The organism is Mangrovimonas sp. TPBH4 (assembly GCF_001280505.1).
Taxonomy (GTDB): domain Bacteria; phylum Bacteroidota; class Bacteroidia; order Flavobacteriales; family Flavobacteriaceae; genus Mangrovimonas_A.
The window spans coordinates 180,218-197,009 of sequence record NZ_LBIO01000040.1; the positions used below are offsets into that span (position 1 = coordinate 180,218).

11 protein-coding genes are annotated in these 16,792 nt (G+C 39.0%); 4 read left to right on the forward strand and 7 right to left on the reverse strand.

Going from position 1 to position 16,792, the window contains the following annotated elements; translation table 11 throughout:
* Nucleotides 1-34: 34 nt before the first annotated feature.
* The 7 genes from ZA05_RS04815 to ZA05_RS04845 all read right to left on the reverse strand — a co-directional run bounded on the left by ZA05_RS04815 (nt 35) and on the right by ZA05_RS04845 (nt 8,229).
* Nucleotides 35-1,219: a sialidase family protein gene (locus ZA05_RS04815; protein WP_082333676.1), complete on the reverse strand. Its 1,185-nt coding sequence runs from the start codon at nt 1,217-1,219 to the stop codon at nt 35-37.
* On the reverse strand, nt 1,219-2,829 hold the full coding sequence (locus tag ZA05_RS04820) for a glycoside hydrolase 43 family protein (RefSeq protein WP_053990547.1): 1,611 nt from the start codon (nt 2,827-2,829) through the stop codon (nt 1,219-1,221). The genes ZA05_RS04815 and ZA05_RS04820 overlap by 1 nt, the downstream gene beginning before the upstream one ends.
* Before the next feature lie 22 nt (nt 2,830-2,851).
* Entirely contained in the window at nt 2,852-4,087 is a 1,236-nt protein-coding gene (locus ZA05_RS04825) for a glycoside hydrolase family 105 protein (protein WP_053990548.1), read from the reverse strand.
* A gap of 3 nt (nt 4,088-4,090) precedes the next feature.
* Nucleotides 4,091-4,507: a cupin domain-containing protein gene (locus ZA05_RS04830; RefSeq protein WP_053990549.1), complete on the reverse strand. Its 417-nt coding sequence runs from the start codon at nt 4,505-4,507 to the stop codon at nt 4,091-4,093.
* Nucleotides 4,507-5,529: a DUF4861 family protein gene (locus ZA05_RS04835; RefSeq protein ID WP_053990550.1), complete on the reverse strand. Its 1,023-nt coding sequence runs from the start codon at nt 5,527-5,529 to the stop codon at nt 4,507-4,509. Before ZA05_RS04835 ends, ZA05_RS04830 begins: the two co-directional genes overlap by 1 nt.
* A gap of 12 nt (nt 5,530-5,541) precedes the next feature.
* Nucleotides 5,542-6,489 carry an alpha/beta hydrolase gene (locus ZA05_RS04840; protein ID WP_053990729.1) on the reverse strand — a complete coding sequence of 316 codons (948 nt, stop codon included), beginning with the start codon at nt 6,487-6,489 and terminating at the stop codon, nt 5,542-5,544.
* A gap of 279 nt (nt 6,490-6,768) precedes the next feature.
* Nucleotides 6,769-8,229, reverse strand: coding sequence for a glycoside hydrolase family 28 protein (locus tag ZA05_RS04845; RefSeq protein WP_053990730.1), 1,461 nt, complete (start codon nt 8,227-8,229; stop codon nt 6,769-6,771).
* Nucleotides 8,230-8,514: 285 nt separating this feature from the next.
* Between ZA05_RS04845 and ZA05_RS04850 the strand changes: the two genes are divergently transcribed.
* The 4 genes from ZA05_RS04850 (at nt 8,515) to ZA05_RS04865 (ending at nt 16,721) form a co-directional block, all read left to right on the forward strand.
* Nucleotides 8,515-9,540 carry a LacI family DNA-binding transcriptional regulator gene (locus ZA05_RS04850; RefSeq protein ID WP_053990551.1) on the forward strand — a complete coding sequence of 342 codons (1,026 nt, stop codon included), beginning with the start codon at nt 8,515-8,517 and terminating at the stop codon, nt 9,538-9,540.
* A 524-nt stretch (nt 9,541-10,064) separates the two neighbouring features.
* Nucleotides 10,065-13,331: a TonB-dependent receptor gene (locus ZA05_RS04855; RefSeq protein WP_082333678.1), complete on the forward strand. Its 3,267-nt coding sequence runs from the start codon at nt 10,065-10,067 to the stop codon at nt 13,329-13,331.
* Between the two features lie 18 nt (nt 13,332-13,349).
* Nucleotides 13,350-15,140, forward strand: coding sequence for a RagB/SusD family nutrient uptake outer membrane protein (locus tag ZA05_RS04860; RefSeq protein ID WP_053990732.1), 1,791 nt, complete (start codon nt 13,350-13,352; stop codon nt 15,138-15,140).
* 27 nt (nt 15,141-15,167) lie between these two features.
* Nucleotides 15,168-16,721: a DUF5123 domain-containing protein gene (locus ZA05_RS04865; protein WP_082333679.1), complete on the forward strand. Its 1,554-nt coding sequence runs from the start codon at nt 15,168-15,170 to the stop codon at nt 16,719-16,721.
* Nucleotides 16,722-16,792: the final 71 nt, after the last annotated feature.

The window sequence follows — 16,792 nt, forward strand, 5'->3', positions numbered from 1 at the left end:
ATATCTTGGTTAATTTCATTGCAATTCAAAACTATTAATCTTTCAAACTCTCTAATGGAATCCTAGTAAATTCTACATCTTCTTTATTGGTGGTATAGGAAACATACAGATACCCATCATGAACCATCGATTTGGGATAATGGTACCCCAATCGTTTGTATTTTCCTTGGAAACGCAGGGGTTGAATACCTTCCTCTCCTTTTCTAAGCATAAATGACCTATCAAAAAACTTTCCATCTTTACTCAAAGTAATTGCTAGGGGCATCCTTATTTTTGAATGGACAGGATTATTAACCAAATACGCTGTACCATCTGGCAAATTACCGGCACTTTGTTTGGAGCGCGAATCTGGCATTTGGGTTAACATTGGACTCGTCCATGTTTCACCAAGGTCATGACTTACAGATGCCATAGAAAAAAACGAACTGAACTGATCTCTAAAAACCATCACCAACGTCTGATCGTTTTGACTAAAACAACTTGGTTCGATTTCACGAGACACATCATTTTTGGAGGAACTATTTGAAAAATCAGCTCTCGTCCAACCTATTACACCCGAAGGATCATCCGTAAAAATGGGAGCAACATGTAATCCAGGTTGAAAATGAGCCGCATTAACAATCCGTCCATTCTCCAAACTACGTGGGTCTTGCTCGAATACCCCTTGCATAGGAGAACCATCTTTCATTAATACTGGCTTTTTATCAGACCAATGCACCCCATCCACGCTCGTTTTATAATAGGCAAAACCTCCTTCGGGCACTAGTTTCGAGGGCCAAACATTGAAATAGGCTACCAAAGTATCCCCATTTCTCCACCATCCCCCAGAGGTGCTATAACCACTGGATTGTGTCTCCGCTAACACCATTGGCTTAGACCAAGAACGACCATCCTTACTTCTACTGTAAGCCACCCATGTATCTTCTGAATCTTCATCTTGCTTGGAGCTTTGCCATTGACAATACAAGTAGCCATTAAAAGCTGTCATAACAGCGCCGTTACTAAAATGGTCGGTACTATCGGACGGTTTAAATACCGTAAAAGTTTCAATCCCTTTTGGTGTTTTCAACCCCAAATCAGCCACTTGCAAAGTATCGAACAAATCTGATTTCACGGAAAAAGGAAGTTCGGTAGACGAATTCACCTTGCAGCCCTGAAACAACAAGCAACAATACCCAAAGACTAACGATGATATCAATATTGCCGTTGATTTCTTCATTATTCGGTAAATCTAATCCAATCAATATCCACACTGCCTGCATCGTTGATAACACCATCGCGCAATGCCAAAAAGCCTATTTTGCTTCCTATCCATTTCCCTTCCCTTGATTTAAAAGAAGTTCCTATCGATTTAAATTTCTTTCCATTTTCACTATAGAAAAATTCACAAACACCATTTTTTCCAACCTTCACTTGAAGATAGAAGGTATTATTTTTTAATGGTACTGAAGCGTTATCCTTTTCAACACCATTTTTATCGGCATTCATACAAGTTACCTGAGATAACATTAATTTTCCTGATTGCTGTTCCACCTTAAGATAACTATAATCCAATCCCATGATCAAAAACCCAACTTGCTCACCATCAAAACGAGCATTGAAAGTCATTTTGGTGGTTGCCGTAAATTCTTCCGAAGGAAACTTTTGCAGTAATAAATTTGGAATTTCCATTAAATTCTGAGCTTCTCCTTTGGGCATGCAGTACATGGTATAATGTCCCATACTTGTTGGAAAACCCCAATACACTTTTGGGTTGGCATGCCACTGCCATTGCAATCCTAAAGATGGATCATTAAACTCATCAGAATCAGGAGGTGTTACTTTGGAATAAGTTGTCCCTACATTTGGTTTTTTATAAGAAGCCACAGGAACTCCAATACCGTCACCATCTTTATCCTCCCCAATAACAGGCCAGTCATCAACCCACTTCATAGGCTGTAAATGGACAATTCTACCATAAGTGCCTTTATCCTGAAAATGTATGAACCAATCTTCTCCTGCCTGTGTTTGCACCCAAGCTCCTTGATGAGGCCCATTAATAGAAGTTTTTCCTTGATCCATTACCTTGCGCTTTTGATAAGGCCCGTAAATTTGCTTAGATCTCAACACCGTTTGCCACCCAGTTGCCACTCCACCTGCAGGTGCGAAAATATAGTAGTAGCCATTATGTTTGTAGAATTTAGGTCCTTCTATGGTTGGTTCTTCCTCATGCCCATCTATAATCATAACCTCATCGTCGTTCGCGACAGTGCCTTCAGCATTCATGGTGCAAATTACCAGTAAACTTTTAATCCCTGCCCTACTTCCTGCAAACGCATAGGCTAAATACACTTTGCCTTCATCGTCCCAAAGAGGTGTCGGATCAATCAAACCTTTTCCGCCTTTTACCAAAATAGGTTCAGACCAATTAGCTTTAGGATCTTTAGTCTTCACCATGTAAATGCCATAATCCGGATCGGGATAATAAATGTAAAATTCACCATCATGATATCGAATGCAGGGCGCCCATACACCATTTCCATGTTGTGGCTTATCAAACAACTCATAAGGTGGCTGTTTTGGCAATGCATAATTGATCAACTCCCAATTCACTAAATCTTTGGAATGCAAAATGGGCAAGCCAGGCACACAATTAAACGATGAAGAGGTCATATAATAATCGTCACCCACCCTTACAACATCAGGGTCGGAATAATCGGCGTGAAGGATTGGGTTTTTATAGGTTCCATCACCATTGTCCGCTACCCAAACCTGAGATAATGGTCTGGAATTTTGCGCCGAAAGCCCCAAGTATAAGCAGGATAAAAATAAACTAATTGCTAGTTTCATAAATTTGAGGAAAGCTTTTTGATTATTGATTCAACTCCAAAGCAGCCATGATAAAAGGTCCGGTTCCCTTAGGATCATTAGCTCTAATTTTTTCTCCGATGTAGTATTCAAAAGTACCGTCACGGTAAGGATTCCCTCCCAAACCTGCTACGGCACAACACTTATTAAGATTTACCATCCCATCAGCTTCAACAGTCACAAAAGTGTCCAAAACGCCTTGAAACCCTTTTTGAGCATAGCTTAAATAAGATTTTGGCAGATAACCTTTGTTAACTCCTTTAGCCAAGGCATAGGTGAACATGCAACTACCTGTAGCCTCCAAATAGTTTCCTTGTCTTTCAGGCATGTCCAATACTTGATACCAAGTACCGCTTTTGTCTTGATATTTGACAATAGCCTCGGCGTATTGGTTTAGGTACTTGATAATTCGCTCCCTTCCCGGGTGGGTCTCTGGCAAATAATCCAATACATCCACTAAAGCCATGCCGTACCAGCCCATACCGCGGGACCAAAAGTTTTGGGACAGACCAGTTTCCTTGTCGGCCCACTTTTGCTCTTTGCTCTCATCCCAACCATGGTAATACAATCCTGTTTTTGGATCCCTATTATATTTTTCAATCAAGTCAAATTGCAATACAATTTTGTCGAAGGTTTTTGCTGCCTCGGCACCATCCATAAATGTTGTGGTATACTTGGCATGAAAAGGCTCTGCCATAAAAACTCCGTCCAACCACATTTGGTAAGGATAGATCTTTTTATGCCAATAGCCTCCCTCTGAAGTTGTGGGTTGCCCCTCCAATTGCTTATGAAGCGTGTCCATAGCCATTTTAAATCTAGGCTCCTGCTCTTTATTGTACAAATAATACACAGCATCACCCGACTTTATCATATCCAAGTTGTAGTTACTAAGCTTATAGGTATCAATCGTTCCATCTTCAGCAATCATTCTATTGCCATAATCGTAGATGTAATCAAACAAGCGTTCATCATGATTTTGCTCGTAAACCCTAGACATGGCCTGCAACACCAAGCCGTTGGTATAGCTCCATCTTGGCTTATCCCGAAAATCGAGCTTGGTAGGATCTGGAAAACGCACAATTTCGGACAAGGCCATACGCTCAGACCATTTTAAATTCTTTGGAATTGTCATTTCTTTTTGAGGTTCTTCTGCAGTTATAACCTCCTTTTTATTTTCTTTACAGCTCATTGTCCCCATTAAAACGGCGAGAACAAGAACTGATTTTACATACTTTTTCATTTGTTATTTCTCATATTTTTTAATCACCAAATATTTCAATTCGGTGTCGCCGGCATTACTAATACCGTGCATGCTGTTTGACGGACAATACAAACTGGTATTGGCGCCTACCACTACTTCCTTTCCATTTAAATGAAATCTGGCTGTCCCTTCCAGAACATAAAAAAATTCATCTTCGACATGTTTATGAGGCGCATGGGTTGATTTTCCTGGTGCCACCACACTCATTTTAATCGTCCTTCCATCTAGGAAATCCTTATCGACAAACCAATATTGATACCCCACTTTGGTAGACACTGTTTGGTCTTTTGAAAAGGTATTGACGCAATCCTCAATAGTGAATGATGTTTCTTGTGCACAAAGCATTTGGACAACGAAAAAAAGCCCTCCAAAGAGAAACATTTGGGCACCTCTTTTCATTACAAGGTATTATTATTTAATTCTGACAAAAGCCCATCTAAATACGTCAAGAAACCTTCTTCCGTAGTAATACCTTCTTTTTCTTTTTCCCAAGCTCCTAAGAAGTAAAATGACACTGCTTCTGTTGTTGGTTTGAACACTACCAAATGGTCATGAGGTCCTTCTACAACTTGCTCCACTGTTGACTTTTTATAAAATACAGCCATCCCCAAATTATCAGGCACTAAGCTTTGCTCTCCATAAGTAGCAATGTAGGCCCAATCTGAAGTATCGCTTTCTTTCTGTATTAAATCAATTCCATCAAACTTTACAATTCCGGTACAAATTCCTGAAATCGCTTTTGAAGGCGTCATGGTATGTTTAGTCATTCTACTATCAGGCTGAATGCTCAATTGTGATTTTAAATCGATTTTATCATCCATGGTCTTCCATCCAAAATAATCTACATTGACTACAGACATGTTTGCCATATTCTCAACATTGGCAAAGGTGGAATCCACCGCATTAAAATGCAGTACTTCCTTGCCATCATATCTTCCCAAAGAACCAACTCCCATGGATTTTCCAGCCTTTAAGATGTCCATTCCCCAAGACTGCAATTCATGGTACGAGTCAAAACCATCTTGCCCAACTTGAGACAAGACCATCTCATCGGTTACCTTTCCAAAAATATCAATGGCATTTCTCCAATCCAGATACAGTCTGTAACCCACTTTACTACTTTCCCAACCTGGACCTTCATAACGGATAAACCAAGAATGATCTGTATGTTGTTCAGGAACTTTTAAAGATGTTACATTTTTAAAAGACGTTCCGCCACTATATTCCTTATGATCTCTAGGACCATCTATCCACTGGCCACCTTCTGCAATAGAAATCTCGGCATAGGTTTTAGGCGTTTCAACTACCTCTTTTACCACTTCGGTTTCTTGAGTTGCTTCTGCCTCTTTTGAAGCTGATTTATCTTTACAGGACACCCCAAAAATCATCAACAAAAGGAGTATGGTACTTATTCTTGTCATAATATTTTATTTTTAATTGTTGGAAAACACGGTTTTTAAAAATTGATCCACACTTAACAACACCTCATCAAACCAAGGCTTGAAAAGCCAAAAGGTATGCGGTGCATTGTGCATGGGTTTTATCTCATAATATATGTTATTTTGTTCTAAAATTTTAACAAACTCATCTCTTCCCGCTTGAAATCTCTCAAAGTCACTTTTTATGAAAAGTGAAGGCGGTGTTTTTCCATTGACATGCGAAAGTGCCGAAGCTTGATTCCAGATTTCAGGAAGCTCTTTGTAAGTGCCACCCAACCACTCCAAAGCTAAAGTCCCTTCTTCCGATTTCGGGTGATGAAACGCCAAAATCCCATCGATGTTAACCAAGGCCTGAACATTTGAAGAAACTGTTTCTAGAAATTTCACATCCTCAAATACTGAATTTCCATTAGTAGTGGCAATTAACGAGGCCATTTGAGCCCCCGAAGAACACCCCAAAACAGCAATCTTGGAAGCATCCACCCCGAAGGATTCCGCATTAAATCGCACATATTTTACAGCCGACTTGACATCTTTGATGCCTTCTGGGAATTGCGCTTCAAGCGACAATCGATATTCAACTGTAAAGCAAACCCATCCCCTTTCTGCCAATTGTTGGGCCAATGGCTGCTGCATGGTTTTATTCCCAGATTTCCATCCGCCACCATGAACCAAAATAATTGCCGGCCTCAGTTCCTTTTGAGGTTTAAAAAACGCATCCAAATGTAGATCTCGACCACCAATACTTTTATAAACAATATCTCTTTTGATTACCACTTCAGACTCAGCTTTCAATGTGACCAATTCAATTTCAGGGTATTTTTTTTGAGCTTTCAAAAAGGCACTTCGAGAAGTATAACTGGTATCCAATGGCACCCTATATTGAGCCATGGTTTGCCCCATAGCAAACAACACAACTACTATTTTTAATAAATTTCTCAAAGTCATTTTCAAGTTACAGCTTTCAAAAAATAGGAGCTTGATATAAAATTATCAAGCTCCTACCCAACTAATTCAAATATGCAAACACTTCTAATTGCATTTCAATTTAACCTCTAACAAATATGCAATTACAATATTATGAACAGGTTGGATGTTATGGAAAATCGGCACTACCCGACTATTGAAATCTTTTATCTCTAAACGATCAAAATATCCCATACATACTCCTACCATACTTTAGTTACACACCCATCTACAAACCTTCATCACATCTGTTGCTTAGTTTGTGATAAGTTCCCCATTGATATGGGTATTGATAAACTTCATGTTTTCCACATTTTCCAATGAATACACCGAATCTACTTGTTCGATAACAACATCCTTAAATGTGATATTTTGTACTGGTGAATCTGGATATCCTTTGGCCAAGATTCCAAACTTTCCACCATCCTTAACAGTAATATTCTCCAAGGAAATATTCTTTACCGTAGGAATGAATTCCCCTGTCTGATTGCCATAGGTTGCATAGAACAAGTTTACTCTCAGCACCGCTTCCTTGACTTGACCAACTTCTACATTTCTTACATACACCCCATCTACAACACCACCTCTTCTGGAATTGGTTTTAATACGAATGGCGCGATCCAAATGTGGACTGTCCATACTACAATTTTCCACATACACATTAGTCACCCCTGCAGACATTTCACTACCTATTACTACACCTCCATGACCATCAATCATTTTACAATTCTGCACTACTATATTTTCACTTTTTATTGCCACCCGTCTTCCTTCAGCATCTCTTCCCGCCTTAATTGCGATACAATCATCCCCTGTATTGAACACGCAATTTTTGATGATGACATTTTTTGAATATTCCGGGTCGCAACCATCATTATTTGGCCCGTGACTTTCCACCGTTACTCCATCCACCGTTACATTGTTCGATTTTATGGGATGGATCACCCAAAAAGGGGCATTGACAATCTTCACTCCTTGAATAAGCACATTTGAACACTCAAAAGGTTCCAGAAACGTAGGACGCAAATAGTGCCCTTCACCAAAAACTCTTTCGGCTACGGGAACTCCTGCCTCTCCCATCTCCATCAATCTCGGTAAATTCAAACTGTCGCGCTGGGATGGCATCCCTTCTTTCCAACCATACACATCCTTTTTACACCATGGCCACCAATTGTCATTGGATGCCTGCCCGTTTAAAGTTCCTTCTCCGGTAATGGCAATATTCTCTTTTTGATACGCATATATTAAAGGCGAGTAATTTATCAACTCAATCCCCTCATAAGATGTATGCACCAAAGGATAATCTTTAGGATTGGTACTAAATAAAATTTCGGCACCGGACTCCAAATGTAGGTTCACGTTATCTTCCAAATGAATTGGACCTGTCAAGTATCGCCCTGAAGGCACTACAACTTTTCCGCCTCCTTTTTGAGAACAATCTTCTATAGCCTTTTTAAAAGCCCAGGTATTGTCTAAGACCCCATCGGCCACAGCCCCATAATCCAAAACATTAAAAGTGGATTCCGGAAAATTGGGAACTTTAACTTCCGAGACAATCTTTTGCATTGCTGCCCACGGTCCATCTTCCAAACTACTTTCAGTGTTTTGCCCCTTTTTTTCTGCACATGAAAAAAAGCACACTATCGTCACAAACACAAACATTACAGATATAATAAAACTAAGCTTAGATAGGTGTGCTTTCAATATATTGTTCATTTCAAGTTTAATTATTTGCATCGACAAAATGCAATCGATTACCCAAACCTAATTAAATTGTCCTAAGCAACCAAACATTTTCCAAAAAAATATTATATTAGTCAAAAAATGCACGTGAATATTTTATTAAATATTTAATTTTAAGAAGTTATTTTGTATAAATTGTAAAATAACACATAATACCACCTGCTTTTAGATTGTTAAAGCAATCGATAACATTAACACAATTATAAGTCAAATACTTTTGCTTATTTTTGCACATTACGTTGCGTAATTCCACTTTTAATGAACAAGAAAACAACTATTTACGACATTGCCAAAGAGCTTGACATTACGGCTGCCACGGTATCTAGGGCTCTCAACAACAACCCTAAGATCAGTAAGGCCACACGGGATTTGGTTCTAAAAACCGCTCAAGAAATGAACTACGAGCCCAATAAATTGGCCGTAGCCCTTAAAAGCGGAAAAAGCAATAATGTAGGAATTATTGTTCCAAGGATAGACCGCAACTTCTTCTCGACGGTCATTCGTGGTATTGAGGAAGAATTGTACCCCCACGGTTACCATGTCATCATCTGTCAAACACATAACGATCAGGATATGGAAGCCAAAAATCTGGAAGCCCTTTTAAATGCCCAGGTAGACGGCATCATGATTTCGGCATCCAATGTGGTGCTGGATAAAAATCATATCATCCATAAAATCATCCAAAAGAATGTTCCTCTAATATTCTTTGACCGCAAGAAGAATATTCCAGGCGTGAGTTCTGTGACCATTAACGATTTTGAAGCCGCATACAATGCCACCCAGCACCTTATAGACCAAGGCTGCAAACACATTGCCCACATTGGGGGCGACCGCAGTATTGAAATCTACGACGATCGTTTTTCGGGTTACAAACAAGCCTTAATTGACAATGGATTTGAATATGATGAAGATTATGTGGAATTGGTACGAAGCAAAGTAGAAGAAGGCAAAAAAGCCGCTAAAAAACTATTGAAGCTTAACCCGCCACCAGATGGTATCTTCTCTTCCAGTGACCCTGTAATCTTGGGTGCCATTCAGGAAATAAAAGCCCATGGCGTAAGAATTCCTGAAGATTGCGCCGTTATAGGGTTTAGTAATGAACCATTTACAAAATTCATGGAGCTTCCTATTACTTCCGTAGACCAATCGCCTTTGGAAATGGGTAAAATAACAGCCCAGGTCTTCTTGGAACAAGTTAACAACACCAATAATATAAAGGTTGAGAAGAAAGTTGTCTTGACCCCTGAATTAATGATTAGAAAATCATCCCTAAAAAAAGGCTAGACCAACCATAATTTTCCTTAAATATAAAGACACTGATAATTCTATATTTTTACTATACCTATTATTATTAGGACCGAATAAAAGGCAGATATTCAACAATACACTCAAAAGAAGATTTCTTTTCTCTTACCATAAGGAATTCTCAGCGCAACAATCACCTCCTATTTCTAGCAGTTTTTTAACCAAACGACTTTTCCATACTCTTCAATCTTTCTGTAGTGTAGATTTACATGCTACTATTCCCTAGAATCACTTCCTAAAGCTAATCTTCCAAACAATCCACAATAAAATGCCTCTAATACTTATAAAATGACAGTTGTACGGTTAAAAAAGTCCGAAATTATACGAAGCTTTAAAAAGCCCTTTAAAAACAGTGTCAAACACAGATTATCACATCCCCATTTCAAGGTCTTATAATTCATAATCTTCAAAAAAAATTAACAAAAAATTGTATTTTTCAAAATATATGATAACTTTGGGTAATCGATTACATATCATACTAATATTCTAAACTAACTCATTTTATGCACAACAATTTAATTGATGCTTTGTTTTTGCACTCTTTAAGGAGAAAAACAAAGGGGCTTTATCCAATAAAGTTTCATTCGATAATCCTATTGGTCACATTTGTTTTTAGTGCGGCAGCTTTAAATGCACAAAGTATTACCGTTAAGGGAACCGTGACAGATGGAGAACTTGGAGGCCCCTTGGTAGGCGCCAATATTCTGGTTAAAGGCAAAGCTAACGGAACAACAACCGATTTTGACGGAAATTACACTCTACAAATTGAAGACCGTAATGCTATTTTGGTGTTTTCTTATACTGGGTTTACCACCCAAGAAATACCAATAGCCGGACAAACAACTATTAATGTTACTCTTGAACCAAGCCTTGAGTCACTTGATGAAGTCGTTATTATTGGATATGGTACCGCAAAAAAATCGGACCTAACCGGTTCCGTAGTGGCCATTAATGGAGATGACTTAGCGGCCCAACCCATAGCCAGTGTAGCGGAAACCCTTACTGGTAGGCTAGCTGGGGTACAAATAGCATCCTCAGAAGGATCTCCAGATGCTGAAATGACCATTAGAGTTCGTGGTGCTGGATCTATCACTGGGGACAGTTCTCCTCTAATCATTGTAGACGGCTTCCCTGTACCAAACTTGAGCGACATTTCACCTTCTAACATTGAAACCATCAGTATTTTAAAAGATGCTTCTTCGACCGCCATATACGGTTCTAGGGGTGCCAATGGGGTTGTAATCATTACAACAAAAAGCGGAAAACCTGGTAAAATTTCAGTGAATTATAACATGTTTTACGGCTTTAAGGAAATTGCCAATACTATTGACGTATTAAGCCCTGAAGATTATGTGAAATGGCAATACGAGTATGCCTTATTAGATGACCAACCAGAAACCTATGAAGAATATTTTGGGTCGTATGAAGATTATGACCAATACATAGGAATGGAAGGCAATGATTGGCAAAGACAAATTTATGGCCGCAAAGGTGAAGTACAAAGCCGTGATTTATCCATTAGAGGAGGAAGCGACAAAATCAACTACAACTTCAATTATGCATTGTTTGATGAAAAAGCCATTATGGTTGGTTCGGATTTTAAAAGAAATAACGTATCCTTAGCTTTAAAAAGCAAACCAAACGAAAAAGTAGATCTATCGTTTACTGTACGTTATGCAGACACTGAGGTAAATGGTGGTGGTGCCAACGAGCAAAACGAAGTCTCTTCAGCAGATGCGCGTCTAAGACATAGCGTTGGCTATTCTCCAATTCCATTACCGGGCTTAACAACCACCAATACAGATGAAGCCTTGTCTTCCTATTTGGTGAATCCGTTTGTTGCTGTAGATGATAATCAACAAAGAAAACTAAATGAAAACATTAATTTGATAGGAAGCTTTAGCTGGGATATATTGAATGACCTTACTTACAGAACAGAAGTAGGCTTTAACAAAAGATACGATTTAGACTACCGTTTCTACGGAAGATCCACCTACTACGCCAGAAACAGGCCTGAAGTTGAAAATCAAGAAAAGCCAGCCTTGAGAATGCGCGATCGCAAAAGAGAGAGCTTTAGAAATGCCAATACCCTAAACTATGACTTTAAGGCAGTTCTAGGGGATAACGAAAATCACCACCTAAAAGTAATGTTGGGGGAAGAAATGATTGTGAACAAAAACCACTTGGTCGAAAGTGAAATTCACGGTTTTCCAAAAGATTTTGATTTTCAAACCGCTCTTAATTTAACAACGCAAGGAGACCCTTTTTCACTAAATAATTTTTACAGTGCAGATGACAGACTACTCTCCTTCTTTGGGCGATTGAATTATGACTTAAAAGACCGCTATTTATTAACAGCTACGTATCGTATTGATGGATCCAGTAAGTTCTTAGGAGATAACCATTGGGGATACTTCCCTTCTGCAGCCCTAGGTTGGAAAATTTCTGAAGAAGCTTTTTTAAGTGATTCCTCTTGGGTAGACTTATTGAAATTAAGATTAAGTTATGGTCAAGTTGGAAACAACAACATTCCTACAGCCCAAACTTCGAGAAACTTCCTGTCTTCAATTACATCCTATTTAAATGATATAAATACTTATTGGGCAGCATCTAACATTATGCCTAACCCTAATTTAAAATGGGAAACCACCGTATCTCAAAACTTTGGTATTGATTTTGGATTCTTTAAAGGAGCCTTGAGCGGATCTTTTGAACTCTACAAAAACATTACGGAAGATGTATTAATGCGGTTTCCAGTGCCAGGTAGCGGTTATGATGCTCAATATAGAAATATGGGAGAGATTCAAAACTCAGGTTTAGAGGCTTCTGTAAATATTGCTGCCATTCAAAAAGAAAAGTACGGATTGAACCTTTCCTTTAACATGGCCATGAATAAAAATAAAATCAATTCATTAGGAGTATTAGATAATTTTGGGATCAACACAAACTGGGCCTCATCGCAAATAGGGAATGATTATGCCGTTTATCAAGGGCAGCCTATCGGGACTATGATTGGTTACCAAAATGATGGAAGGTATGAAGTTTCGGATTTTAGCTATGATGAAACCACAGGCGAATACACCTTGCTACCTGGAGTTGTCGATAGTGAAGAAGCTTTGGGAGGTGCAGTACAACCAGGATCTATGAAATTAAAAGATATAAATGGTGATGGTATCGTTGATCAAGATGATATTGGGATTATTGGGGATGTCAATCCTGACGTAACCGGAGGTTTCGTACTTAACGCTTACGCCTATGGCTTCGATTTGACAGCAGCATTCAACTACAGCATTGGGAACGAAGCTTATAATGCCAACAAAATTGAGTTTACAACAGCCAATGAAAATGGACAGTATAGAAACCTAAGTACTCAAATGGCTGATGGTGTTAGATGGACCAATCTAGATCCTGAATCGGGACAATTAGTTACCAATCCTGAGGCATTAGCCGCACTAAACGCCAACACAACCATGTGGTCTCCATACATGCCAAGATATATGTTTACGGATTGGGCAATTGAAGACGCTTCCTTTTTAAGATTAAACACCTTAACTTTAGGCTATACCATTCCTGACAATTTATTAAAAGCGACTGGAATCACTAAATTAAGATTTTATGCTACTGCCAATAACGTATTTATAATTACAAATTATTCAGGACTTGATCCAGAGGTATCAACTAGAAGACAAACACCTCTTACACCTGGAGTGGATTATTCTCCATACCCAAGAAGTAGACAATTAGTATTTGGTTTTAACCTAAACTTTTAATTCAAAATGATTATTAAAATGAAACAGATATATATTTTAACCGGAATTTTGCTCATGGGCCTATTTTTTGGTTGCGATGAATTTGATGGAGACTTCCTAGAAGCCCCTGCTCAATCATCCGGAGATGAATCCGTAATTTTTTCCACCTTTGGATTGGCAAAAGGGGCAGTTGATGGTATTTTGGAACGTATGGGACAAACCAACTCCTACAGAGGTAGATTTATTCCCTTTTATGGCTTCAATACAGACAACGAGTACCATTACAGTTCCAATCAAAGTGGAAGCTCACAAGCGCCTTTGATGATCTATGATGCTTCTCCTACCAATACACAGATGAATACCAGCAATAATGCTTGGGCAATGATGTTTTCCGGAATTGAACGTGCCAATATTTGTATTAGCGGATTAAGAGAATATGGTAATCCTATCCCTGGTAGCGACATGGGGCAACTGTTAGGAGAGGCATTGACATATCGAGCGATTTATTATGCCGACCTAATGAAAGCTTGGGGCGATGTACCTGCCCGCTTTGAACCTATTAATACGGAAACCATCTATTTGCCAAAAGCCAATCGCGATGACATTTACAAGCAACTTTTGGTGGATTTAGCTGAGGCAAGCACATTAGTAGCTTGGCCTGGCGAAACAGCAAATACAACTAGTGTAGAACGCGTTAACAAAGCATTCGTAAAATCGTTTAGAGCTCGTTTAGCTATGGTAGCTAGTGGTTACCAACAATACCCTGATGGTGTGAGAAGAAGTAATGATCCAGAATTATCTGTACAAAATATGTACACACTAGCACTTCAGGAAGCTACAGAAGTAATTCAAAGTGGTACTGCATCATTAAATCCATCTTTCGAAGGTTTTTGGAGAAGCTATAATCAAGAAAATATAGCAGCTGGGGGTGAATCTTTATGGGAAATTCCTTTTAGCGCTGGTAGAGGACGTGTCCTTTTTTCTTTTGGAGTGCGTCATAGAGGAGTAGATCAGCATACAGGTCAAGCTAGAGGAGGTGCTGCGGGTCCGTTGGCAACCGTTTTTTATGATTACGATGAAGCTGATATGCGCCGCGATGTTACTTGTGTTCCTTACGAGTATGCCTCACCTAATGATGAAGGGTTTGCTCAACAAGAGTTAACAAGTATGGATTCTTGGTATTTCGGAAAGTATCGCTATGAGTGGATGGACAGATATGTAACTTCAACCAATGATGACGGTCTTAATAAAATTTACATGCGTTTTGCAGAAGTTTTATTGATTGCTGCTGAGGCTGCCAATGAACTTAACGGTCCTGGCGCTGCAGCACCGTACTTAAAAGAAGTTAGAATGCGTGCATTCCCGTCGGAGGCTCACCCAGAAAAAGTAGACAATTACGTTAATAGTTTAGGGAGCCAAGAAGCCATGTTCAATGCCATTGTTAAAGAGCACCAATATGAGTTTACTGGGGAAATGGAGCGTAAACAAGCCTTAATTCGTTGGAATCTTCTTGGGGCTCAATTGGAAGAGGCTAAAATGAAGATGACCAACTTACTAAACCGTACCGGGGATTATGCAGATGTTCCAACAACTTTATATTATAAATATGAAGAGGATGGAGAAACTTTAGACATCTATGGGCTTAATAGAAATGAAACTACCAACCCAGGCCCAGAGTATTCTACTAAAGATTGGACTATGATTGAAGATAATTTTATCGAATTCATTTACAAACCAGGAGTAGATCCAGATACAAGACAGTTTTGGCCAATTTGGCAAACCTTTATTGATGGTAGCAATGGTCAATTAGTAAACGACTATGGATACTAGAATGCAACTAACAAGAAACAATACACTATGAAAACAACACATATATTGAAATCATTCTTCGCGCTCATGGTAATACTGGCTTCGGTAGCCAGTTGCACCAAGCAAGAACCATTGATTGAAGAATTACAAATTGACAGAGAATTCATGCCCACCGAATTGGAGGCTTTCATCAGAAACCAAGTGAATATTGAACTGAATTGGGATACGGATGAAAATGTTGGCACATATCAAGTTGAAGTTAGTAAAAATGAAAACTTTAGCCCAATTGTAGAAACAGTCACCGTGAATTCTGACGAACTCCCAGTTTTGATTCCATTAGAAGCAGAAACCCTTTATTACATTCGTGTAAAAGCAATCAGTAATAGAGGATTAGAGGACTCAAATTATGCCACAATTACTGCTCAAACAGAAACCGAGCAGCTATTTCTTCCTGAGGAACCAGGTGATATTTTAGCAACTGAAGCTACCTTACGTTGGTTCGCAAACAGTGAGGTAACGCATATAGCACTTCAACCAGGTGATATCGTTCATGACATCACACCTGAAGAAATGGCAAGTGGAATTGCCGTTGTCACAGGTCTTACAGGTGAAACGGAGTATACTGCACAGATATTTAATTATACTACTGTGCGAGGTAATACCACTTTCACCACAGGGATCGATATCGGGGATGGCCTATTGGTAACTACAGAAGATGATCTACTACAAATGATCGCGGATGCCGAGCCTGGAGCAACCTTAGTATTGGATGCCGGAGACTATACAGCTCAGTCAGGTTCTGTTACTTTAGACAAATCTATTACCATTACAGGGCTTTATAGCTTCGACAAGCCTTTACTAATGTTGAGTTTTTCTATAGTTGGCGGGGCTACCGATGTTAATCTAATCGACTTGGACCTTACAGGTGATACTGCCAACGAACAGATAGATGTAGTTAGATATACCGGAGCTGGTAATTTCGACAACTTAACCATTAGTGGTTGTAATATCCATGACTACGACAGATCCTTTGTTGCAGGAAACGAAACAGGCGCCATTTTAAATTCACTTACAGTTGAAAACTGTATTGTAACCAATGTTTTAACCAGTGGAGGTGACTTTATCGATTTTAGAAACTCCGATGTATTAAACATCAATGTAAATACCAGCACCTTTAACAATTGTGCACCTGGTAGGGATTTCTTTAGAGTAGATGCCGCCGGAGATTCTAATGGCACAGGATTAACTTGTAATATCAATCTATCCAATTGTACATTATACGCTTGCTCCAATTCTTCTAGCAGAAGAATCTTTTATGTAAGATTTGCTGACAACGATATTACTTCTACCAACAATCTAATAACAGACACCGAGGTAGAAGGATATTCAGACAATAGCGCTACAGATGAGAGCATCACCTTTGCAGACAACAACTATTTTAATGCGCCTACATTGTATGATTCGTCGGTTGCGAGATATGATGACTCCACTACTTATACCACTGTAGATCCAGGATTTGCAGATCCTATTAACGGAGATTTCTCCGTGAGCACCCAATCTATTATAGATTATAATATTGGAGACCCACGTTGGCATCAATAAAAGTTTAATTTCTTTTGAATTAGTTATAAAAAGGAGGGGTGAATTGATAATCACTCCTCTTTTTTTAATAT